Source organism: Luteolibacter pohnpeiensis (assembly GCF_016595435.1).
In the GTDB taxonomy this organism is placed as follows: domain Bacteria; phylum Verrucomicrobiota; class Verrucomicrobiia; order Verrucomicrobiales; family Akkermansiaceae; genus Luteolibacter; species Luteolibacter pohnpeiensis.
This window is the reverse complement of the sequence record NZ_JAENIJ010000001.1, coordinates 59,946-83,502: the sequence shown is the minus strand read 5'-3', so window position 1 is coordinate 83,502 and position 23,557 is coordinate 59,946. Positions and strand designations below refer to the sequence as shown.

The 23,557-nt window shown below is 54.5% G+C and carries 18 protein-coding genes and 1 tRNA gene; 11 read left to right on the top strand and 8 right to left on the bottom strand.

What is annotated here, in order from left to right:
• Nucleotides 1-73: 73 nt before the first annotated feature.
• Both JIN85_RS00320 and JIN85_RS00315 read right to left on the bottom strand, forming a co-directional pair.
• The gene (locus JIN85_RS00320; protein WP_200266424.1) at nucleotides 74-1,243 is read right to left on the bottom strand and encodes a redoxin domain-containing protein; all 1,170 of its coding nucleotides are present in this window, start codon (nucleotides 1,241-1,243) and stop codon (nucleotides 74-76) included.
• A gap of 47 nt (nucleotides 1,244-1,290) precedes the next feature.
• On the bottom strand, nucleotides 1,291-1,863 hold the full coding sequence (locus tag JIN85_RS00315) for a hypothetical protein (protein ID WP_200266422.1): 573 nt from the start codon (nucleotides 1,861-1,863) through the stop codon (nucleotides 1,291-1,293).
• Nucleotides 1,864-1,984: 121 nt separating this feature from the next.
• Between JIN85_RS00315 and JIN85_RS00310 the strand changes: the two genes are divergently transcribed.
• Genes JIN85_RS00310 through JIN85_RS00300 form a run of 3 tightly spaced genes read left to right on the top strand, consistent with a single transcriptional unit; the run spans nucleotide 1,985 to nucleotide 6,675 of the window.
• Complete coding sequence (locus JIN85_RS00310; protein ID WP_200266420.1) at nucleotides 1,985-2,956, top strand: DUF3616 domain-containing protein; 972 nt, start codon at nucleotides 1,985-1,987, stop codon at nucleotides 2,954-2,956.
• 24 nt (nucleotides 2,957-2,980) lie between these two features.
• Nucleotides 2,981-5,263 (top strand): DUF1549 and DUF1553 domain-containing protein, encoded by a 2,283-nt coding sequence (locus JIN85_RS00305; RefSeq protein ID WP_200266418.1) that lies wholly within the window; start codon nucleotides 2,981-2,983, stop codon nucleotides 5,261-5,263.
• Nucleotides 5,264-5,268: 5 nt separating this feature from the next.
• Nucleotides 5,269-6,675 (top strand): DUF1501 domain-containing protein, encoded by a 1,407-nt coding sequence (locus JIN85_RS00300; RefSeq protein WP_234047146.1) that lies wholly within the window; start codon nucleotides 5,269-5,271, stop codon nucleotides 6,673-6,675.
• 9 nt (nucleotides 6,676-6,684) lie between these two features.
• On the opposite strand, the gene JIN85_RS00295 is transcribed toward JIN85_RS00300, so the two are convergent.
• The 4 genes from JIN85_RS00295 to JIN85_RS00280 form a co-directional block, all read right to left on the bottom strand.
• On the bottom strand, nucleotides 6,685-7,764 hold the full coding sequence (locus tag JIN85_RS00295) for a nucleoid-associated protein (protein WP_200266416.1): 1,080 nt from the start codon (nucleotides 7,762-7,764) through the stop codon (nucleotides 6,685-6,687).
• Between the two features lie 135 nt (nucleotides 7,765-7,899).
• Nucleotides 7,900-9,315, bottom strand: coding sequence for a glycoside hydrolase family 125 protein (locus JIN85_RS00290; RefSeq protein ID WP_200266414.1), 1,416 nt, complete (start codon nucleotides 9,313-9,315; stop codon nucleotides 7,900-7,902).
• Between the two features lie 58 nt (nucleotides 9,316-9,373).
• Nucleotides 9,374-10,495, bottom strand: a complete 1,122-nt coding sequence (locus JIN85_RS00285; protein WP_200266412.1) for an ROK family protein — start codon at nucleotides 10,493-10,495, stop codon at nucleotides 9,374-9,376.
• Nucleotides 10,496-10,565: 70 nt separating this feature from the next.
• On the bottom strand, nucleotides 10,566-11,927 hold the full coding sequence (locus JIN85_RS00280) for a sugar MFS transporter (protein ID WP_200266410.1): 1,362 nt from the start codon (nucleotides 11,925-11,927) through the stop codon (nucleotides 10,566-10,568).
• 19 nt (nucleotides 11,928-11,946) lie between these two features.
• On the opposite strand from JIN85_RS00280, the gene JIN85_RS00275 reads away from it, so the two are divergent.
• Nucleotides 11,947-12,195: a hypothetical protein gene (locus JIN85_RS00275; protein ID WP_200266408.1), complete on the top strand. Its 249-nt coding sequence runs from the start codon at nucleotides 11,947-11,949 to the stop codon at nucleotides 12,193-12,195.
• Between the two features lie 101 nt (nucleotides 12,196-12,296).
• On the opposite strand, the gene JIN85_RS00270 is transcribed toward JIN85_RS00275, so the two are convergent.
• Nucleotides 12,297-12,371 (bottom strand) — tRNA-Arg (locus tag JIN85_RS00270).
• 69 nt (nucleotides 12,372-12,440) lie between these two features.
• On the opposite strand from JIN85_RS00270, the gene JIN85_RS00265 reads away from it, so the two are divergent.
• Together JIN85_RS00265 and JIN85_RS00260 are read left to right on the top strand one after the other, a co-directional pair.
• On the top strand, nucleotides 12,441-13,538 hold the full coding sequence (locus JIN85_RS00265; RefSeq protein WP_325107822.1) for an L-threonylcarbamoyladenylate synthase: 1,098 nt from the start codon (nucleotides 12,441-12,443) through the stop codon (nucleotides 13,536-13,538).
• A gap of 73 nt (nucleotides 13,539-13,611) precedes the next feature.
• Nucleotides 13,612-14,997: a dihydrolipoyl dehydrogenase family protein gene (locus tag JIN85_RS00260; RefSeq protein ID WP_200266406.1), complete on the top strand. Its 1,386-nt coding sequence runs from the start codon at nucleotides 13,612-13,614 to the stop codon at nucleotides 14,995-14,997.
• 18 nt (nucleotides 14,998-15,015) lie between these two features.
• On the opposite strand, the gene JIN85_RS00255 is transcribed toward JIN85_RS00260, so the two are convergent.
• Nucleotides 15,016-15,498 carry a MarR family winged helix-turn-helix transcriptional regulator gene (locus JIN85_RS00255; protein WP_200266404.1) on the bottom strand — a complete coding sequence of 161 codons (483 nt, stop codon included), beginning with the start codon at nucleotides 15,496-15,498 and terminating at the stop codon, nucleotides 15,016-15,018.
• Nucleotides 15,499-15,528: 30 nt separating this feature from the next.
• Here JIN85_RS00255 and JIN85_RS00250 point away from each other — a divergent pair, with 30 nt between their 5' ends.
• From JIN85_RS00250 to JIN85_RS00230, 5 genes are all read left to right on the top strand, one after another.
• Nucleotides 15,529-16,785: an efflux RND transporter periplasmic adaptor subunit gene (locus tag JIN85_RS00250; protein ID WP_200266402.1), complete on the top strand. Its 1,257-nt coding sequence runs from the start codon at nucleotides 15,529-15,531 to the stop codon at nucleotides 16,783-16,785.
• Nucleotides 16,786-16,797: 12 nt separating this feature from the next.
• Nucleotides 16,798-19,929, top strand: a complete 3,132-nt coding sequence (locus JIN85_RS00245; protein WP_200266401.1) for an efflux RND transporter permease subunit — start codon at nucleotides 16,798-16,800, stop codon at nucleotides 19,927-19,929.
• 197 nt (nucleotides 19,930-20,126) lie between these two features.
• The gene (locus tag JIN85_RS00240) at nucleotides 20,127-21,554 is read left to right on the top strand and encodes a subtype B tannase (protein WP_425494623.1); all 1,428 of its coding nucleotides are present in this window, start codon (nucleotides 20,127-20,129) and stop codon (nucleotides 21,552-21,554) included.
• Nucleotides 21,555-21,652: 98 nt separating this feature from the next.
• Nucleotides 21,653-22,327, top strand: coding sequence for an O-methyltransferase (locus JIN85_RS00235; protein WP_200266397.1), 675 nt, complete (start codon nucleotides 21,653-21,655; stop codon nucleotides 22,325-22,327).
• A gap of 49 nt (nucleotides 22,328-22,376) precedes the next feature.
• Nucleotides 22,377-23,552, top strand: coding sequence for a hypothetical protein (locus JIN85_RS00230; RefSeq protein ID WP_200266395.1), 1,176 nt, complete (start codon nucleotides 22,377-22,379; stop codon nucleotides 23,550-23,552).
• The last annotated feature ends 5 nt before the right edge of the window (nucleotides 23,553-23,557 follow it).

Genomic DNA, 23,557 nt, shown 5'->3' with positions numbered 1-23,557 from the left:
TCTAGCGATGATTGGAAAATCCCGCTCGCGCAGGATTGTCTCAAATCAACGCTGGATTGCCGAACCAGGCAATTTATGGCCTGCCTTCGAGAGCTTTGATCAATGCCTTGCGCATCTCGACGATGTCCAACGCACCTGAATGCCGCCACAGGATTTCTCCGCCTGGAGCGAGAATCACGGTATCTGGCAAGGCGCCGGTCCACTCTGGATCGATCGCGTCTGCCACCTTGTCAGGATTTCCCCCGGTCCAGATGTAGTTGTTGCTCGTTCTGCCGTCGGCTTTGAGTGACTTCACGTTGGCGTCGGCGAGCGCCGCGTGTTTTCCTTTCAGAAATTTCTCAGCGCTCGCTTTCTTGTCGGCTGGGTCCATCGTAATCGAGATGAACTCGACTTCCCGGTTTTGGAAACGGCGATAGGTTTCCACCAAATCCGGAAACTCAATGATGCATGGACCGCAAGTCGTGGACCAGAAATTCACCAGTCGGATGTTATTGGTCGCATTGGCGCGGATTTTCTTCGCCAAAGCTTCGTCCATCTCTTCGAGCGTCACTTCCTTGGACTCCCAGTTTTTTTGATCCTTCGCCACATCGCCGACTTTGAACAGCCACTTGGTCGAACAACCAAACGAGCGAGTCACTTTCTCCTTCACCTCCTCGCCAGCGAGAACGGCATCCAGAGCATCACGGATGTAACTCTTGTCAACCGCCCCCGGATTGCGTTGGGCATCATCCATCCTCCCGGTGTAACGAAGCTTCCGGTCTTGATCGAAAATGAAAACATGAGGGGTCGACTGGCCGCCGCATGCGCTCACCAGCTCCTGCTTCTCCCCATCGTAAAGATATGGGAAGGTCCAGCCATAGTCCTTGGCAAACAACGACATTTCCTCAAACGAGTCGGTGTAAGGCGAATAGCCCAACTCGTCTGGCCTCAGACTGTTTGCATTGTTGCCGTTGACCGTGACCACCTGGACTCCCTTGTCCTTGTAATCTTCGTAGACGCCTTCGATCCGGCCCGCCGCCGCCACGGAATCCGGGCAGTGATTGCAGGTAAAAATCAGACAGAGCACCTTTGCGTCGGCGAAACTCGACAGCGTGTAAGTTTTCCCATCAATGCCCTTGAGCGAGAAATCCGGAGCCGATGAGCCGATTTCCAGCACCTTTGGAATCTCTTGTGCGGTGGCCGGCAAAGTTGCGGTAAGTGCCCCGGCGGCCACCAGGCCCATTGCGATCTGAATCCCTGTCATGCTCCCGATACAACGCTCAGAACCGGAATCATTCAAGAAATCCTTCGTCATTGTCCGGCTCGCGGCCAAAGCAACCAATCGGTTCGCTCACCGGCGATGGGCAGAAAATAAAACAGAAGTGCAGCACCACGTCTCGAATCTTCTCCCAGCAAGCCATCGCTGGAATTCTTCGAAAGCTTGAAATCGAACCATTCGAAACCACCACCGACATTTCCGCCAATATAGTTGCGTCCCTTGATTCTGATAGTGCCCTCAGTGAAAGTGTAATTGTTATTCTTTTTCAGTGCTATGAAATCCATTCGCCGACGTGACTTATCAAGAAGCGTGATCTCCAACGTTTCCTGGTCGGGTGAATAAGCGATTGCCACATACTTCCCACGCCGCCCCTTGAACTGGCCATCGTTCGCCAAATAGTCAAAGAGCTGGTTCGAATGCTCTGATTGGTCTGATTCAGGATCAGTAGCCCCTTGATTTTCATACACACCGACAAATCGGTTCTCGTCGAAACTCATCACCTTCTCTGGCCATGCCGATGGCTTGTCTGATTGAGACGAATTCACACACCCCGAGATACCCAGGGTTAGAAGGCCGATAAAGGTGTGGCAAAGAATTTTAGTCATGAGTTCCGAGGTCGATCCAGATTGAGTCAAATTTTCAGAATCATCAACTTGTGAGGCATGAAGGCAAAAATTTTCGACTCCCGCTCATCGTGCCGTCATGCAATCATGGAACCATGTTTTCATGAAATCGCTCACCTTGCTCATCTTCGCCGCCGGTTCCCTTCAAGCAGCCCCACATCGGCTCGAGATTCTTGACCGAAACTGGAAGCTCGATGGATTCGCTGAATCACTCGACCTCAGCGGCATCGCCGCGATCGGCAACCGCTCCGCACTCGTCGGCACTGACGAATTGTTCAGCGTTCAACCCGCCAGGATCGATTTCGCGAAGCACGTCGTTCATGCCAAGCCCTTGATGCCACTACTCGATACCTACAGCGGCAGTGCTCCCGAACTCGACATCGAGGCCATCGCCGCCGATCCGGAAAACCATCGCTATTTTGTTACCGGCTCGCATGGCGTCGGCAAAAAGAAGGCCGATGTCCAACCGCCGCGCGAGACGGTTTTCGAAGTCCCGGTCGATCCCGAATCCGGAGAAATCCTCCGTTCGCAAATTCGTCGCAGCAGCTTGCTCCCATGGTTTCAAAACGATGACCTGTTCCAGGACTTCGTGCGCGCGCCATTGCAACAAAATGGTATCAACATCGAAGGCTTAGCCTTTCGCGATGGCAAACTCTGGTTCGGCATGCGCGGACCGAACATCGACGGCACCTGCCACATCATCGAGATTTCTTCAGAATCGCTTTTCAGCGGAGACAAAACGGAAGGCAAAAGCCACGAAATCCAACTCGGCGACGACTATGGAGTTCGCGAGCTCACGGCCGTGCGCGACGGATTTCTGATCATCGCCGGAAATTCAGCGGCCGAAGCGAGCAAGAAAATCCCGGTTACCCTGACCAATCAACCCGACGACACGTTTCATCTGTATTTCTGGAAACCGGGTCAGAAAGCGGAGAAGATCGGACAACTCCCTCACTCGTCGGGCAAGGCAGAAGCAATGTTGGTGCTGGATGACACGCCTTCCCACTGCGACCTACTCGTCATTTTCGACAGCGCGCCGGAAGGCGGCCCAATAGCCATCCGGGTGCATCGTTGAGATGCACAGTAGCATCCCCGGAAAATGCGCAGCTCATTTGCAGTCGCACTGAAAGATATTTCCTGCTATGCTCGTCACACTACAATGGTCCAGCTCCATGGTGCGATTTTCTGCATTTTGCTCATCTTCGTGCAAATGTCTGCACGAGCTGAGGAACATTGGGCATATGTTCCGCCGGTGGATTCCAAACCACCAGCTGGAGAGGCCAATCCAGTCGATGCCTACCTGCTCGCCGCACAGAAAAAATCCAATCTAACCAGTGCTCCACTTGCGGATGCGAAAACCTGGGTCAAACGGGCAACTTACGCTCTAACAGGACTGCCGCCGACGGCAGAGCAACTGAAAAAGCTCAGCGATAACCCGACTGATGAACAATGGCGTGCGCTGATAGACGAACTCCTCGCCCAACCCGCATACGGTGAACGCTGGGCGCGTCACTGGATGGATGTTGCACGCTACTCGGACACGCTCGGCTACAATTTCGACAAAGACAACCGTTACCCCTACGCATACACCTATCGCGATTGGCTCATTAAGGCATTCAACGAAGACATGCCTTACCCGAAATTTGTAAAACTTCAGCTCGCTGCCGATTTGATCTGCGATCAAAAGGATGATCCTGATCTCGCCGCACTCGGTTTCCTAACAGTCGGGAGACGTTCCGGAAATCTGGAAACAAACGATGACCGGGTCGATGTCATCACCCGTGGATTCATGTCCACCACGGTCGCCTGTGCACGCTGCCACGACCACAAAACCGATCCGATCACCACCGAAGATTACTATTCCATCTATTCGATACTGGATAACTTAAAAGTACCCAGCGAGGGCCCCGTCATCGGTCAGCCCGCTGACAATCCAGACTACGAGGATTACCGTAACAAACTGGCCGAGCTTGACGCGAAAAATAGCAAAGCCAGGCAGGACATCATCGACCAAGTACGACTTCCTGAAACATCAGCCACCTATCTGGAACTTGCCTGGCTATCGATTCATAACGACTGGGACAGCGGCAAGATATCGAGCGAGGCGTTCAAGCGTGGTCGCTTCCGGCTGAACGTGGTTTCCTTGTGGAAAAAGTTTTTAAAGGAACATGCAGAGTCGCCTGCACTAGCGGCGTGGATGCAGGAAATGGAATCAACCCCTGCGGATCAGTTAGGCACCACAGCCCTGAAATTGGCCGAGGAATGGGCCAATGCATCATCAGATAGCGAACTTGGCAAACTTGCCGTGAACCATGCCTGCCCGCTCTCCATCGGCATGGATCGGGTGGGTGAAATCATGGATCAGAAGGACAACAACGACAACAATGCCCGGACGTCTGCCAGATCCAAACTACAAACCGAGCACCCTGGCTCGCCACCACGCGCCATGGTGGTCGCGGACAAAGATAAATATTCCAGTGCCAGAGTTTTCGTTCGCGGCAATCCAAGCAATCCAGGAGAACCTTTCAAGCGTCACTGGCTATCCTTCCTCGGCGGCGAACCATTTCCAGAAGGGCAAAGCCCGCGTCTCTCTCTCGCCGAAAAAATCGCGGATCCGGCCAATCCCCTCACCTCACGGGTCATTGTAAATCGGGTATGGGCATGGGACTTCGGGCATCCACTGGCAGACCCAGCGGACTTCGGACCCCAGCAGCCAACACCGCCATTGCTTCCCTTGTTAGATTGGTTGACCTTGCGGTTCGACGAGAGTGGTGGATCGATCAAGGAACTCCAACGCATCATCCTTTCTTCAAAAGCATTCCGTCTGGCATCGACAGGGCCCGCGGCCAACAGCGCGGCGGATGAAGCGAATTCCCTATTTTGGAAATGGAGCACCCACCGGGTGGATTTTGAAGCCATGAGAGATCGCCTGCTCATGACCTCAGGCTCACTCGATCTAACAAAAATCGGCGGCCGGTCGGTTCGGATCGACAAGAAAGAATCGGACTCCAGGCGCAGCGTCTATGCGTTCATTGATCGCTACGCTCTTCCTAGTACGTTCATTTCCTTCGACCTCCCCCATCCTGACCAGCATGCGGCCGCGCGTGTTGAAACCACCGTTCCCCAACAAGCACTTTATTTCCTCAACAGTCCCTTCGTGATCCGCCAGGCGGAGTCCTTAGCCAATGCTCCGGACTTTGCAAAAATCCAAAACGATCAGGACCGGATCACGTGGCTCTATCAACGCATCTTCGAACGCGAACCGAGAGCTGACGAAAAACAATTGGTTGGAAACTGGATCTCGACTTCAGATCCGACCACACGCTGGGCTGACCTGATTCAGATGCTCTGGTCATCGAATGAATTCCACTACATCGACTGAATGCCATGCATGCTCCTACCCCAAACGATCTCATCCTCGACCGCCGCGACTTTCTGCGTCGCTGCGGTATGGGCTTTGGCGGCCTCGCTTTAGGCGGACTGCTCACGCGCAATCTATCCGCCGCTCCGGTCATTCCCCATTTTGCGCCGAAGGCAAAACGCGTGGTCCACCTCTTCATGAATGGCGGACCGTCCCAGGTTGATACCTTCGATCCCAAACCCTCACTGGATAAATACCATGGGCAACCGATTCCGTTAGAAGGATTGAAAACCGAACGCCCCACCGGCGCCGCATTGCGTTCGCCCTTCAAATTCCAGCGTTATGGACAATCCGGGCTGGAAATCAGCGAATTATTTCAACACACCGCGAAGCATGCGGATGACCTATGTGTGATCCGCTCCATGACCGCGGACGTTCCGAATCACGAGCCTTCTCTCATGCTGATGAACTGCGGAGATGGCAGATTGTCCCGGCCGTCGCTTGGCTCATGGGTCAGCTACGGTCTGGGCAGTGAAAACGATAATCTCCCGGTTTATGTGTCCATGTGCCCAGGCGGCATGCCCATCAAACGTGCCGAAAACTGGCGCGCTGCATTCCTTCCTGGAAGCTATCAGGGCACGTATTTGGACACCTCCATCAAGGACATCGATCGCATGATCGAAAACCTTCGCAATCCAAACGCGGATCAAAAGCGCCAGGCCAATCAACTGGAACTTCTGCGGGCACTCAACCAGCAACATCTGGAAAGCCACCAGCACGATCCGCAGCTCGAAGCGCGCATCCGTTCCTTCGAGCTCGCCTACCGCATGCAGGGCGAGGCAACCGACGCTTTCGATATCGAAAAAGAACCCACCAACATCCGCGAGATGTATGGTGAGGGAAATTTCGCCCGCCAGTGCATCATGGCCCGCCGCCTGTTAGAACGAGGCGTCCGCTTCATCCAACTCTGGCATGGAAACGGCCAACCGTGGGACAGTCATGATGATATCGAGGATCATCGCAAGCTTGCCGCCCAATGCGATCAGGCGATCGGTGCATTTCTAACCGATCTGAAAATGCGTGGGTTGTTAGAAGAAACACTCGTCCTCTGGGGCGGAGAATTTGGCAGGACCCCGGTCGTCGAATTGCCGAAGCCGGGATCAAATGCCGGTGTCATGAAAGGTCGCGATCACAACCACTACGGGTTTTCCGTTTGGATGGCAGGTGGCGGCGTCAAAGGCGGCCATGTTCACGGCGCGACCGATGAATTCGGCTTCGCCGCGACGGAAAACCCCATGCATGTGCACGACCTGCATGCCACGATCCTGTCCTTGTTAGGCCTCGATCATGAACAGCTCACCTACCATTACTCCGGCCGGGATTTCCGGCTCACCGACGTCCATGGCAAGGTGATCAAGGAAATCATGGCATGAGCCGTGGCTTCACGCGTTGCGGTCTTTATTGAAATAGACCTTGATGTACTTCATCCCACGGTCTTCGTCGAAGCCGTGCTCAAGTGAGGTTTCATCTTCGAAGCCGGGTTTCAGATGGATCTCCACACCGGTATCGAGCTTCATCACTTTCTGAATTTTCTTTTTCGCCTTGGTCACATCCTTTTTGGAAATCTGGAAGCTGTCTTCCAGGCGATGCCCCTGTTCTTCCTCAACCTTTGAACGATGTTCCGCAAACTTCGCCACTGCCTCGGGAGTTTTCAGCACCTCCTCTTCAAATTCCTGCAGGCTGAAATTCTCTTTGCCTTCGAAGTAGGCCAGAGCATCCCGCGCAGCGCTTGCAGTATCCCATGGCGGGCTTTCCTCACTACCGGTTTCCTCCTTTTTGGCTTCCCGCTCTTTCTCGACAAATGACACCGCCATCTTGGCATATTGATTCGTTAGAAACGAAGGATCCGTCACAGGCAGAACGCCGAGGAAATCCCGAACCCAGAATCGCGAGTCCGAACCAGACCGGTCAAATGTCAGAACGTAATAACCTTTGTTCGCAGCATGATTGAGAATCAAGCAGCCTTTATCGATCTTCTCCGGATTGATGCCTTGCTCGGTCGATAAACGAAGATCGCCATCACGTGTGGAGATGCTCAGGAATGGCACCACACTCTCCGACTTCAGGATACAAATCGCATCGGTTAGATTTCCTTCAACTTCCACATTGCGAACATAGGAAATGCAGAGATCACCGGATTTGATATTGGGGTGATTCGATTTCGAATAGAGGCGGCGGGCAATCGCGGAAGCCTTTTCCAACAACGATGAAGGTGTTGCAAAAATATCCGCCGTAAGAGAGTTCATTTCGTGTTGATCCAACGACGAATGATGACTGAAGCGGTGCCCGGTGAGGTTTTTGAAGGGTTTCAGGAAAATCGGCGAAAGCACGTCCTGCTCATCCTCATCGACCGCAAAAACCTCCTTGGAAGTCTGCAACGGCTCGTCACGCTGAGGGTGGCCGATTTTTGCGAGGAAAAGTTCGGTGGCAGATGCGGAGGTGAAGCGAATTTTCAGAGACATGGCGGGTGGGGACCTCAAATGACGGCATCCGCCTGCAGGGTCAAATCCGGACTGAAAAAAGCAGCCAGATCCTACAAAAAAGCCGCTCCCGGGTCACGGAAACGGCTTTTGAAATGATTTGATGACCGTTGCAGATCAATCCAGCAACTCAGGATGCTCGTGATAGGTTTTCAGGACAAACTCACCAAAGATCGTGTTGGCCCAAGCAAACCACGGACGGGTGAAATTGGTCGGATCATCCTTGTTGAAAGCCTCGTGCATGAAGCCAGTGCCGGCATGAGTTTTCTGCAAGGTCGCAAGGCATTGTTTCACCTCTTCGGTGTTGTTCGCGGTCAGGCCTTCCATCACGACCCCCAAAGGCCAGATCGAATCTGCGGCCACGTGTGGTCCACCGATTCCGCTCGCGGCTTTTCCGACGCAATAGTAAGGATTCAGCTTGGAAAGCAACATCTTGCGGGTGCTTTGATAAAGCGGATCGCTGATTTTGACCGCTCCGAGATAAGGCAACGAAAGCAGGCTGGGAATGTTGCCATCATCGGTGCAGTAGTAGTTGCCATAAGCATCGACCTCAAAGGCGTAGACCTTCCCGGCTTCCGGATGATTGACCACCGCGTATTCCGCCAGTGCTTTCTCGACTTCGTCCGCCAGAGCCCGGCATTCCTTCGCCGTTTCCAGATCCTTCGGCATCGCCTCTAACATTTCAGCCGCTTGGCGAAGGCTCACCATTGCGAAGAAATTCGACGGGACCAAAAACGGGAAAATCGTGGCGTCGTCGCTCGGACGGAAAATGCTGTAAATGAGCCCGACCGGTTTGGCTGGATTGCCATATCCCTTGCCCGGAACGGTATCCGTCGCCCATTGGGTCGTGCGCATGAAATTGTAGGGACCATGGCCATCCTTGCGCTGCTGTTCCTTGAACGTTTTGAGGGTCAGCTTGATCGCCTCATGCCACTTTTCATCAAAGGGATCGGTATCGCCCGTGTCTTTCCAATATTGATAGGCAAGACGGATTGGATAGCAGAGCGAATCAATTTCCCATTTCCGCTCGTGAACACCCGGCTTCATGTCGGTGTGATCGTCTTTCCAATGTCCGGTATCCGTCGGGTTCTTGTAGAACGCGTTGGCATACGGATCTAACAAAATGCACCGCGTCTGGCGGTTGATCACGCCCGCGATCAGTTGTTGGAGCGGCTTGTCCTCCTTCATCAGAGGAAGGTAGGGCCAGACCTGTGCGGAGCTGTCGCGCAGCCACATCGCGTCGATGTCACCGGTGATGACATAGGTGTCCGGGCGGCCATCGACCATCGAGAAATCGACCGTGGTATCCAGCGTGTTGGGGAAGCAGTTCTCAAACATCCAGCCCAACTCCTTGTTGCCGATGGAAGACCGAACTTCCTTGATCACTCGCTCGACGGCTTCGCTTTTGAATTTTCTTTCGCCCACTGGTGTGCGGACAACGGGAAATTCGGACTCTTCCGCAAAGGCGGAACCTGCGAAAGCGATCGCCGAAACAGCGATGGCGGATTTCTGAATGAAGTTTCTTCGGTTCATAGGTCTGTGGTATTTATCACCCGATTGGGCCTGTGATGCCAGATTTTCTTTGATCACTTCAGAGGCTGATGGCGGCCACCGGCAAATGCCTGACAGCATAGGCGTAAGCTCCTAAAGCAACCGCTTCACTGGTTCCAAGTCTGGACATCCCGATACCTACGCGCTGCAGCGGATCGTATTTCATCGTCCGCGTTCCGCCAGGCACAGTGATCTCCCGGGTTTGCCCCGCGAGGAAGGTTTTCAAATCGGCTTCATCCTCCAAATTGAACGCCTGCGATGCCAAGCGGCGGAGTTTCTCACCCTGCGGATTGACGTATGAGCTGTTCATTTCGCTGACCAGCGATGGAAGGAACAACGGCCATGCTCCTGAAACGCCGCCACCAATAACGCCAAGGCCATCAACGAGGTTCAGCGCCGCGCACATCACATCACCCGCCACTTCACCAAGCCGACGAAAGGCTTCACATGCCGCGGCACGATTTCCAACGCGCTCACCGGTGCCGATTTCGTAAATTTCTTTAGGCTCCGGAGCTTCATCGAAGGAAATTCCTGATTGTTCCGCGAAAACTCGGCGGACTGCACGAATGCAGGCACCTTCTTCCGCGATCATCGACGGATTGAGCTTGTTGCGCAGAATCCAGACTTCGGATGCAATGGAATTGTCACCGATGAACAATTCGCCATCGCGAGAGATCCCGCCACCCAGTCCGGTGCCTAGGGTGATGCCGAACAGATTCTTATATCGCTTCGGACTGCCTGCTTTCTCTAACAGACTGTTCACATAAGGCAGGAATCCGCCAATCGCTTCCCCGTAGACAAAAAGGTCGCCATCGTTATTGATGAAAACAGGGATACCAAATTTCTCCTCCAGCATCGGCCCCACTGCGACACCGCCGCGGAAACCTGGCAAATTGACCAGATCTCCGATGATGCCGTTCGCATAATCCGATGGCCCAGGGAACGCAAAGCTGATCGCCACCGGAGGCTCCGGGCACCCGGCCTTCACCAGATTGAACCCCTCCACCATATTGGCGAGGCACTGGTTGAGATCATCGCCATTGCTTGGCAACGAGATCGTCTCCGTAACAGGTTTGCCGCCGCGCATCGCGGAGAATCTGAAATTCGTCCCGCCCGCATCGAGCGTCATGACGATTCGTGAATCGGTGGTGATATCTGACATCTAACTTTTTTCTCAATGTGCCTTACCAATGGCAGCCGCAAAACCAACGGCGGCGATCATCCATTTATTATCAATGTCCTGCAGTGATTGCCTTTTCCTCTTCTTCCTCCGTAAGGAGCTTGCCCGATTTCGAACCGAAAAATCCGAAAAAGACGAGATACACGTATCCCACCAAAACCACCGCGAGTGAAATTCGCACTCCCTTGGCGTCCATTAAGATTCCCTGAATCAGTGGAAGGACAGCACCACCCACGATCATCATGACCAAAAGCGAGCTACCTTGTGCTTTGTCCCGGCCCAGTCCACGAATCGAAAGGGTGAAAATATTCGACCACATAATCGAATTAAACAATCCGATGCCGACGATTGACCAAAGAGCCAACTGCCCGTGGGTTGCCATGGAAAACACGGTGAGCAGGGTTGCCATCAGAGCAAAGAGGCCAACCATGCGTCCCGGTTTGGATTGACCCAGCACAAAGAACACAAAACTCAGCACCACCAATCCAACATAAGGAATGATGTCCATGGGATTGATATGATGCCCATTGGTCACCTTTTCCTTAAACGTTGCATTTGCATAGATGATCGCAGTTGCGATTGCCGCTGAGAGCACCATGAAACCATACTTCTTCGACTCCTTGATGTTGCTCAATGAAATCGCCCCCATAAGGCGTCCAATCATGACACCTCCCCAATAAAAGGACAAAAAGTGAGCCGCGCTCGTTTCCGAAAGCCCCATCACACCAGCATCGCCCAGGTAATTGATCAGAATACTTCCGACCGCCACCTCGCTACCGACATAAAAGAAAATTGCCAACCATCCCCAAATAAAATGCTTATGCCGGAAAGCTCGAACACCTGCTTCCACTTCGCCTTCCTGGGTGAACTCCGGAAGAGTGATCATTTTAAAAATGACGGCAAGAGCGATGAAAGCAACACCCAGTCCCACGTAAGGGAGTTTCAATGAATCTACACCGCCCGCCTGATCGTTGTAGATTTCATTTCCAAAAATCAGGATGCCGCCGATCAAGGGTGCAATGACATATCCCAAGGAATTGATACCTTGGGAAAGATTCAATCTTGCAGGAGCGGAAGCCTCAGGCCCGAGGATCGAAACATAGGGATTTGCCGCAATTTGGATCAACGTAACGCCAGCTCCGACGATTAACATCGCCCCAAGAAACAGGGGATAACTTTTGGACACGGCCGCCGGATAAAACATGAAACAACCCAACCCCGCCACGATGAGGCCCAAAACCAAACCATTTTTATAGCCAATTCGATTGATCGGATCTCCCTTCGCCGCAGAAATCAGGAAATAGGCGAGCGAGACAAGGAAATAGGCACCGAAGAAGGCCGATTGCACCAAATTTGCCTGGGTTTGGGTCAAATCAAAATCTGCTTTGAACTTCGGAATGAGAAGATCGTTCATGCAGGTGATAAAACCCCACATGAAGAACAACACTGTTACGGTAGTGAAAGCGAAACGATTGCCCGATGGGGCCGAGGTCTGGGTCATGGATGATATGGGTTTGGCAATCAAACCCGGCCAGAGAATCGCGAAAATCGGACAGGGTTATGCGGTCGATCTTTCGGATGTAACGGGTTTGTCCGGCTCTTATCTTCATTCCATCGAACCATGTCAAATGCCTTTGCCAGCAAAGGAGAAATCAAGGATTCCCGAAGCACCCCACAAGTGAATCATTCTGAACCATTCCCAACAATTGGAGAAAAAATGGCCCATCGTCGGCTCATCCTCAAAGACTGGGCCTCGGCAAAACAACTGCTGAGGCATGCGAAGTGGTAGTCCCGACAGGAATCGAACCTGTACCTACGGCTTCGGAGACCATCGTCCTATCCATTGGACTACGGGACCTTTTTCCTTCGCGGGCGGCAGCTTTACCCCCTTCGTGCCCGCTTGGCAAGGAGAAGGGCGTAAAATGTCGTGCTTCTGCCATTCGAATTGAAGTTCGGGATTGGCCAGCAGCGACTCACAGGTCATGATCGGCCCGTGTTCGAGACTCAAACGATCCAAGCCGCTGATGACGATTTCAAAAATGCCGTGCGTGAAGCAGTCACCCTGCTCCGTGCCGGAGAGGTCGTGGCCCTCCCCACGGAAACCGTGTATGGACTCGGCGCGGATGCATTTAATCCAGAAGCCGTAGCCAAAGTATTCGCGGCAAAGGAACGGCCATCGTTTGACCCGCTCATCGTTCATATCGGCTCCGTCACCGATCTGAAGAGCGTCGCGATCGTGCCGGACGAAATTTCCGACACGGTGAACCGACTTATTTCCGAATTCTGGCCAGGTCCCCTCACCCTCATTCTCCCAAAACATCCGGATGTTCCCGATTTGGTGACAAGTGGCCTGCCCACGGTGGCGGTGCGCCAGAGCGCCCATCCGGTATTCCGTGCCATTAATAAGGAACTTGGCCGACCCATCGCAGCCCCGAGCGCGAATCGATTCGGTCGAATTTCACCGACCTCTGCTTCTGCGGTCAGCAAGGAACTCGACGGCAGAATCCCGCTGATCGTTGACGCCGGGGCCTGCTCGGAGGGCTTGGAAAGCACGATCATCTCGATTGAGCCGCGCGAAGGCAAAAAGCCGATTTTCCGCCTGCATCGCGCGGGACCGATTACCAAGGAGCAGCTCCAAGCCTTCGGCAAAGTCGAAAAGCTCAAGCAGGTATCCGCCGATCAACCGCTCGCGCCAGGTCAGCTACCCAGCCACTACGCCCCTCTGACTCCTCTGATTCTGTTAGAAAGCCCAACCGATTTCAAACCCGAGCCAGGCAAGAAATACGGACTGCTTTCCTACAAGGGTGAGGACGACAGCCCATACGCCGACATTCACGACTGGGAAATGATCGAGGCACTGAGCCCCGGCAGTGGAAAACTCGCCGAAGCGGCAATCCGGTTATTTTTCACCATGCGCCTGATGGACGAAGCAGGTCTGGACTGCATCGTCGCCGAGCCTCTCAGCGAAACCGGTCTGGGTGTTGCCATCATGGACCGGCTGCGCCGGGCTTCGGTGCGGGAGTGAGAAATTTTTGGCACGCTCCCATCCGGGTCGACGTGGCACTTGCCCAGCAGGATCTCATCGGCTTCATTGGCGCATGGATTCTGAGCATTTCGACTTTGTCGTCATCGGCGGCGGCAGCGCAGGCTACGCGGCAGCCCGAACCGCGCGCGAGACCAAGAACAAAGTCGCCATCATCGATGACGGTGCCGAACTTGGTGGCTTGTGCATCCTGAGAGGCTGCATGCCGTCCAAAACGCTCATTTACTCCGCAGAAGTTCTGCATTTGGCGCACGAAGCGGAAAAGTTCGGCCTGAAGATCCCAACCGCAACAGCAGACATGGCGGCGATTCATCAGCGCAAGCTGGTCACGATCGAAGACTTCGCCTCGTATCGCCGGGAACAACTCGAATCCGAGCGATTTCACCTCATCCGCGACCGCGCGACCTTCATCGCCGAGAAAACCCTGCTTCTCGCAAAATCCGGCAAACACATCACAGCAGACCATTTCATGATCGCCACCGGCTCGGTCGTGAACACTCCGGATGTTCCCGGTCTTGCGGAAACACCGCACTGGACCAGCGATGATGTGCTGGATCTGGATTTCCTGCCGGAATCCGTCATCGTTTTGGGCGGCGGGATTGTTGCTTGCGAGCTGGCGCAGTTTCTCAACCGGGTTGGTTCCAAAGTCATCCAGATCCAACGCAGTCCGTTGATTCTCAAGGAAACGTCACCGGATGCCGCCAAGGTGGTGGAGCAAGCGTTTCGCGACGAAGAAATCGAGCTGCACACTGACACCCAGCTCGTTTCGGTAGAAAAAGACGGCGAGGCTTTTGTCGTCCATTTCACCCAAAACGGCAAAGCCCAGCAGGCGCGGGCCGCCCACTTGTTCAACGCGCTGGGTCGCAAACCGAACACCAGCGGATTGGGACTCGCAGCGGCGGGCGTCGAAACCCGTCCGAACGGGCAAATCATGGTGAATCATTTCCAGCAAACCAGCAACTCGCGCATCTACGCAGCCGGGGATGTTTCGGGACCTTTCGAGATCGTCCACATCGCCATCATCCAAGGAGAAGTCGCCGCCAAACACGCTCGTGGAGAATCGCCAGATCCAGTAAATTACAACACCCGCACCGGGGTGGTTTTCACCGATCCTCAAGTCGCGACGGCCGGAATTTCACTGGCCGAGGCCGCTGAACGCGGACTGGACGTCGTGGTTGCGGATTACCCGTTTGATGACCATGGCAAATCCATCCTGATGGAAGCCAAATACGGCTACGTCAAAGCCTGGGCGGACCGCTCGACCGGGAAACTCATCGGCGCCGAATGTGTGGGCAAGGATGCTGGTGAACTCATCCACTCCATGGCGGTGGCATTATCACTGGGAGCCACTCCGGCCGACCTGCTGAAAGTCCACTGGTACCATCCCACCTTGAGCGAAATCTGGAGCTATCCGCTCGAAGACTTGGCGGACGAGCTGTGACCGCCGGACGGCATGCCGTCACTCTTTGTCCCGCGACTCTTCCAGATTTCCCTTAATCCGGTTCAGCATCGAAATCAGCTGCCGCAATTCGTCCGCATCCAGCCCCGCCACGGCAATTTTCGAAACCCGGCTGAGCTGTTTCCTCAACGCGTCATGGATCGCATTTCCCTCACTGGTCAGCGACAGGCGAACGCTCCGCTTATCTTTCGCATTTTCCTCACCCTCAAGCAGTCCCTGATCTTTCAGACTGCGGATCAAACGCGCTAGCTGCCCCTTGTCCTTGCCGGTGAATTCGACCAATTCCCGCAGGGTCGACCCCGGATTGTGGGCGAAATACCCCATCAGCTTTCCTTCCATGTGAGTCATCTCATACGGCCCGTCCCGCAACATCCGGTATTGTTCCGAACGAAACTGGTGCATCAGGTGATGGATCGACTCAAACACCTCGTCTGCCTGGTTCGATTTTTTTCTGTTGACTTTATCAACATTGCTGCGACTCATAGTGGATATTATCAACGTTACCCCCGCGCAATGAAAGAGAAATATGCAGCCGCCCATTTGGCGACACCGAGATCATCGGGTCGCCCGCGCTTCCTCACGACGTTACGTTTTCAGAAACTGGTTTCGATCCTTGGCGTCGCCGTCTGCGTGGGTGGGCTGACATCGTGCAACCGGAAGTCATCGACCGAGGCAAGCTCGTCCGCCATACCACGCGGCGCGGTGGAAGTCGGGGTTCTGGAAATCCAGCCGCAACCGGTGACTTTGTTCAAAGACCTGCCGGGCCGGGTTTCCGCATTTCGAGTCGCTGAAATTCGCGCTCGGGTCAGCGGTATTTTGCTGAAACGATACTTCGAGGAAGGCAGCGATGTGAAGGAGGGTCAGGTGCTCTATCTCATTGATCCAGCGCCCTATGAAGCCGCCTTGAGCAGCGCAAAGGGGAATCTCGCAAAAGCAAAAGCCAATGCGGAAGGAGCCAAGCTCACCGAGGCGCGATATAAAAAACTCATCGAAACCCAGGCCATCAGTCAGCAGGATTACGACAACGCCGTCGCGACTCTGCATGCAAATGAGGCCGATGTGTTATCCGCCGAAGCTGCGGTACAAACTGCGGAAATCGATCTCGGCTACACCAAAGTCACCGCTCCGGTGAACGGCCGCATCGGCACCTCACAAGTCACCGAAGGTGCCTACGTGCAGGCCTCCTCCGCCACCTTGCTGGCAACGGTCCAGCAACTCGACAAGGTTTACGTCGACCTCACCCAATCCAGCAACGAGTTGCTGCGCCTGAAGCGAAGCCTCGCCAACGGAGAAATCCAAAGTGATGAAAATGGCAAAGCTCCTGCCCGATTGATCATGGACGATGGCAGCGACTACGCGGAAGAAGGCACCTTGCAATTCTCGGATGTCACCGTGGACCCAACCACCAGCTCGGTGACGCTTCGTGCGATTTTTCCCAATCCAAAAAAGGATCTCCTGCCCGGCATGTTTGTGCGTGCGAGACTGGTTGAAGGAGAAAAGCCGAAAGCCATTTTGGTTCCGCAACTCGCCGTGACCCGCAACCACCAAGGGCAAGCTGTCGCCTACACCATCGGCAGCGATGGCCTCGCCAAAGCCCGGATTCTCCAAACTTCGCGCAGCATCGGCAACCAGTGGCTGGTGGAATCCGGCTTGGATGCTGGCGATCAACTGATCGTTTCCAATCTGCAACAAGTGCGCGAAGGCACCCCCGTGAAGGGCACCGCGGCGAATTTGTCCGCGGAATATCTGCCATCCACCTCCAGCAACTAACTCCCCCCGGCCATGTCCAAGTTTTTCATTTATCGCCCGATCTTTGCCTGGGTGGTTGCCATCCTGATCATGGCCACGGGCGGGCTCTGCATTTTCCTGCTTCCCGTCGAACAATACCCGGATGTCGCCGCGCCGCGTGTCTCGATCAGCGCGACCTACCCGGGAGCTTCCGCTGAAACGGTCGAGGACAGCGTTGTCCAGATCATCGAGCAAAAGATGACCGGGCTCGATCACCTGCGCTACATGGAATCCTCCAGCAGCTCGAACGGCACGGCGACGATCAACCTCACCTTCGAAGTCGGCACGGATCCGGACATTGCCCAGGTTCAGGTTCAAAACAAGGTCCAGAGCGCCAGCGGCATGCTGCCGCAACAGGTCCAGAATCAGGGAATCACCGTGCGCAAAGCGTCCGACTCCATGCTGATGGTGCTGGCGCTCGTTTCCGAAGATGGAAAGATGGGCAGCGCGGACATCAGCGACTATTTCCTGGGCAACCTGCAGGATACCATCAGCCGAATCTCCGGCGTGGGTGATGTCCGCAGCTTCGGCTCCCAATACGCCATGCGCATCTGGCTCGATCCTGCCAAGCTGATGCAATACAAGCTGAACTCCGAAGATGTCAAAAATGCCATCACGGATCAAAACGCCCAGGTTTCCTCTGGCTCGCTCGGTGCGGACCCTGCCGTGAAAGGCCACCTGATCGATGCAACCATCGTCACCCAAGGCCGGATGGAAGATGTTTCCCAGTTCGAAAACATCCTGCTGAAGGTAAACGAAAACGGTTCCAAGGTGCTGCTCAAAGATGTCGCCCGTGTGGAACTCGGCAGTGAAAGCTACAGCATGCAGGCTGAATACAATCACCAGCCAGCAAGCGGATTCGGCATCAGCCTCGCCCCGGGCGCCAACGCGCTCGACACCGTTTCTGCGGTGAAGGCGAAGATGGACGAGCTCAAGCCATCTTTCCCAACCGGCCTCAAAGTCATCTACCCGGTTGATACGACAGCCTTCGTACATCACTCGATTTCAGAGGTGGTGAAAACCCTGATCGAAGCCGTGATCCTGGTGTTCTTCGTGATGTATCTTTTCCTGGGAAACATCCGCGCCACTCTGGTTCCCACTCTCGCGGTTCCGGTGGTTCTCCTTGGCACCTTCGGCGTGCTGGCCATCGCCGGCTATTCCATCAACACCCTCACCCTCTTCGGCCTCGTTCTGGGAATCGGCCTTTTGGTCGATGACGCCATCGTCGTCGTCGAAAACGTGGAACGCGTGATGCAGGAGGACGGATTGCCCGCCCGTGAAGCGACCGTCAAATCGATGAAGCAAATTTCCGGCGCGCTCGTCGGCATCGGAATCGTGCTCTGCGCCGCCTTCGCACCGATGGCATTTCTAGGCAGCTCCACTGGCGTGATCTATCGGCAGTTTTCCATCACCCTTGCCACTTCCGTCGCTCTTTCGGTGGTGGTCGCGCTGATCTTTTCCCCCGCTCTGTGTGCCACCCTGTTGAAGCCGGGGCATCAGGGAGACGCGAAGCATCAACGCGGATTTTTTGGTTGGTTCAACCGTGGCTTCAACCGCATCGCAGAGCGCTACAGCGGAGCCGTTCGATTCACTCTGCATCGCGTATGGGTGCTGCTCGCCGCCTATCTGGTTATCATCGCCGGGGTCGTCCTGATGTTCAAGCACCTGCCCACCAGCTTCCTTCCCGAAGAGGACTCCGGGGAAATGATGACCCTGGTCCAACTCCCGACCGGCGCGACTTCCGAACAAACCCAGGCAGTGCTGAAGCGTGTCCAGGATATCTACATCAACCAGATTTCGGATTCGATCGAAGGGGTCTTCGCCGTTACCGGGTTCAGCTTTGTTGGCTCCGGTCAAAACCAGGCCATGGTGTTCGCCCATCTGAAAGACTGGTCTGAACGCGAAGGCAAAGGCCAAAGCATCCAAGAAATCCAGCAACGGGCGATGGGCGCCTTTTCCCAAATCAAGGAAGCCCGAGTCATCGCCATGATCCCACCGGCAGTTCGCCAACTTGGCAACACCAATGGATTCGATTTCCGCCTGATGGACAATGCGGGCCTTGGCCACGAAGCGCTCATCGAGGCGCAGCAAAAGCTCATCCAGATGGCCAGCCAACGTCCCGAGGTCCAGAACGTCCGATCTAACAACCTGGAAGACAAACCGCAACTCCGCCTCGACATCAATTTCGAAAAGGCAGGCGCACTGGGACTTAACATCGGCGATATCAAAACCGAACTCTCGAACATCTTTGGCTCATCCTATGTGAATGATTTCATCGACCGTGGCCGGGTGAAAAAAGTATATCTGGAAGGAGCCGCCGATTACCGGATGACGCCGGACGACATCGACAGCTGGTATATTCGTAACGGCAACGGTGAAATGGTTCCGTTCTCCGCATTCATCAGCTCGCAATGGGAACTTGGCTCGACCACCCTCTCGCGTTTCAACGGAAAATCATCCGTCGCCATCTCCGGTGTCGCAGCTCCAGGCTACAGCTCGGGCGCGGCGATGGAGGTCATGGCAAATCTCGCAAAGGAACTCCCCGCAGGCATCACCTTTGAATGGGCCGGTTTGTCTTACGAAGAGAATCTTGCCGGTTCGCGAACAGGGCTACTTTACACCCTTTCCCTGTTCGTCGTGTTCATGTGCCTGGCCGCACTTTACGAAAACTGGGCGATCCCGGTATCCGTCTTGATGGACATGCCACTGGGAGCACTTGGCGTGCTGAGCGCTTGCTTCATCCGCAACATGCCGAACGATGTTTATTTCCAAATCGGCTTGATCACCATCATCGGCCTTTCGGCAAAGAACGCCATTCTGGTGGTCGAGTTCGCCAAAGAAGCCTTCGACGAAGGGGCCACCTTGATCGAAGCCACCGTCCACGCCGTCAGACAGCGCTTACGCCCCATCATGATGACCTCCATCGCTTTCGGTCTCGGCACCTTGCCTCTGGCGCTGAGCACCGGCGCGGGTGCGGGCGCTCAAAATGCCGTCGGCACCGGCATCGTCGGCGGTGCGATCACCACCACACTCCTTGGTTTATTCTTCGTGCCGTTTTACTTCGTCACGGTCATGCGACTGTTCCGGGTGAAACCCAAAAAGCCCCTAGAGCCAGCCGTTGGCTGAGAATTCGATCCCGAATTCCTGCCTCGTGCAGATGAAATTCAAGTTGGATTGCAACTTCTGCCTCAAGAATGCATTCTTTCCACACGAATCTGGATCTATTCATGAAGGCTACCATCACCGATCGCTGCGCAAACCCGCTTCAACGCCTCAATTTCTTCAGCCGCCGGTGCGTTAAGGCAGCTTCGCCGTTCATCGCCATGGTAGCTCTGGCAAACGCCGCGATGGCAGATGAGCCAAAGGATGCCGATCCGCTGAAATTTGATGCTAATGCCTTCACCAAAAAATCCCTGAAACTGGGCGACGATGAAGTCGCCTATCGCGCGGTCGAAGGCATTGTCTACGTTGCAAAACCTGTCGATCCTGCATATCAGCAACTGAATTTCTACGTTCCGGAGGCTTACTTCGAGGATCAAGCCATCGGCGATTTCACCAAGGACACGGCCCCCATTTTTTTCCCTAATCAAGTCGGTGGCTACATGCCCGGAAAACCTGGCACTCCAGATCAATCAGGACGCCCGCCCGGCCCCAGCGGTGATGCAGCAAGCCCCAACCCAATCGCAGTCGCCCTTTCCAAAGGCTATGTCGTCGCTGCCCCAGGGGCGCGTGGTCGCACCTTGAAGGATCAAAATGGCAACTTCACCGGCAAAGCCCCTGCTGCCATCGTCGATCTCAAAGCCGCAGTCCGTTATCTGCACCACAATGATGCCGAAATGCCGGGCGATGCGACCAAGATCATTTCGAATGGCACCAGCGCCGGAGGCGCGCTATCCGCACTTCTCGGAGCCACTGGCGATAACTCGGACTACGAGCCGTATCTCAAGGAAATCGGTGCGGCTGAAGAATCCGATATAGTTTTTGCAGCGTCCTGTTACTGCCCGATCACCAATCTGGATCACGCGGACGCAGCCTATGAGTGGCTGTTTCACGGCATCAACAGCTACAATCAGCGCGGCAAATCCGGAGAGCTCACGGCTCCACAAATCGAGGTTTCTGAGAAACTGAAATCCCAGTTTCCGGCTTATCTGAATAATCTTGGCCTAACAAAAGCTGATGGAACGGCACTAACCTTGGATGAAAATGGCGAAGGCAATTTCAAGGATGTTGTGAAGGCTTACGTGGCAGCATCCGCTCAAAAAGCAGCCAGTCATGGCGAGGATCTGAGCAAATACCCTTGGCTCACCCTGAAGGACGGCAAAGTCACCGACTTGGACTTCAATGCATACATCACCTTCGCCAACCGGATGAAGACCCCTCCGGCTTTCGATGCACTGGATCTGAGCGCACCGGAAAATGACCTGTTCGGCACGGCGACCGTCGATCATCAGCACTTCACCGAATTTTCAAAAGATACCGGAGAAAATCATGCCATGGCCGAGCCAGCGGTGATCAAAATGATGAACCCGATGAACTACATCGGCGCGGATGGAACTGCAACCGCCCACTTCTGGAGAATCCGCCATGGAACCATGGATCGTGACACTTCACTTGCGATTCCCGTGATGCTCGCGGCGAAACTTCTCAACAATGGCAACGAAGCTGACTTCAGCATGCCATGGAACCAAGGACACGCCGGAGACTACGATTTGGATGAGCTGTTCGCGTGGATGGCTCGGATTTCGAAGTGACTCCTGGCTGTTGAGGACACCAGTTTTTAGTTGACTTCGTCAAATTACGAAACCATTCATCTCGTAGACAATATCAACTTCTAACTTTTAATATTTCTGTGTCAAAATCAATCATCCCCTGGATTGCAACGGACCGAGTCACGTCGTTGCTGAAAGAACTTTATGCCGATGCCGCGATCAAGGATCCGCTGGCACGAGCCTCCGCTTCCGGCATCAAACCCACCGGAGATGATATTCCTGTTTTCTTCAAATCCATGCGCAAAGCCTACATGGCTGTGGGTTGGGAATTTGGTAAGCTCCTTTACAGTCTGGCACGAACCACCCATGCGAAGACCATCGTGGAATTCGGCACCTCGTTTGGAGTTTCCACCATTTTCCTTGCTGCAGCGCTGCGGGACAATGGCGGTGGCAAGTTGATCACCACCGAATACGATGCGGAAAAATCCGAGCAGGCACGGCGCAATCTTGCCGCAACAGGCTTGGAGGAATGGGTCGACTTCCGCGTCGGGGACGCACGTGAATCGCTCACCGATTCGCCGGATCAAATCGACATGTTATTCCTTGATGGCGCTAAGGAGCTCTACATCGAAGTGTTGAAACTGTTAGAGCCGCGTTTTCGATCCGGCAGTGTCATCGCCAGTGACAATACGGATCATGATGGCATGGAGTCGTTCCTTGCCTACATTCAGAACCCGGCAAATGGCTATATTTCCTCGGCGATCCTCACCAGCGGCGAACGCGGCAAGGCGCACGAAATTTCGATCCGCCACTAATCGGTGAAACTCGTTTGACTCGTCAGCGCTTCGCGGGATGATCCACCCGATGAGGCGCAGACGAGCACGGAGAAAATCAGTCACGAGTGACGACGTGACGATCCGTGCTCGGGAAAACACTCCATTGAGCCGGACCCAGGAGAAGTTCAACCGCTTGATGAAAACCCTGGAAACCGCCAGGCGCAGCCATGTCCGAACTCAAAAGCAGCTTGATGAGATTTTACAGCTATCGATTCGCGAATGGATGCCCTTGTTGGAGGATGTGAAACGCGCTGAACGCGATCTGCTTTTCGCTGGCGCCCAGGCATTGAAAGCCTTCCCGCTGTCACCCGAGCGCCAATTGGCGTTGAGGAATTTTCTACTGCTCAAACTGGATCGCATGCTCAGCGATCCCGTCGGCCTAACAACTACGGATTTGGATCGCTTGGAGCAACTTCGAGCCGAGCTCGCACCGCCCCCATGCCATCCCCAGAGCGATGCGGATGAAGCAACCCGATTTGAGCAATGGCGGGAAATGCTCGAAAAAATCGCCCGTGAAGAAGGCATTGAATTAGATCTCAGCAGCATCGATTCCCATGCCGGGCTGGAAGAATTGCAGCGCATGGTGCAGGAGCAAATGCAGGCCGCACGAGCGCGCAAACCACCACGCGAAAAAACCCGACAATCCCGAAAAGTAACAGCCGCAGAACTGGAAAAGGAACGACTGAGGCAGGAAATGGAAACGGCCAAAAAGCGCGACCTCAAGACGCTATTCAAGCAGCTCGCGAAGTCGTTCCATCCGGATCTTGAATCCGATTCCTCGCTCAAACGGCAGAAGGAAATCTGGATGCAACGACTCAACGCCGCCTACGAAGCTGATGATCTGCGGGAAATGCTGCAACTTGAAATGGAGTGGTTAGGTGAGACTTCGAGCAATTTGATGAACGCAGGAGATGCGCAGCTCGGCGTGTATTGTCAGGTGTTGGAGGAGCAGATCACGGATCAAAAAAAGCGCACCCTGACCATGCTTGCGGAGCCGCAATATGGACCGCTGCGACGATTCCAGCATCCGGCGACCGGAAACATCGCCAGCTCGTATTTGATCAAATCGGAACTGCAGCGTGAACTTGAGCACCAGCAAAAGATGGTGAGCCTACTCAGCAAGAACAATGCGGTCGCCCGTCGACTGGTGCAAGAATGGGCCGATGAGTATGCCCGGATTTCGGGCAACTCATCGCAATTCTGAATCCG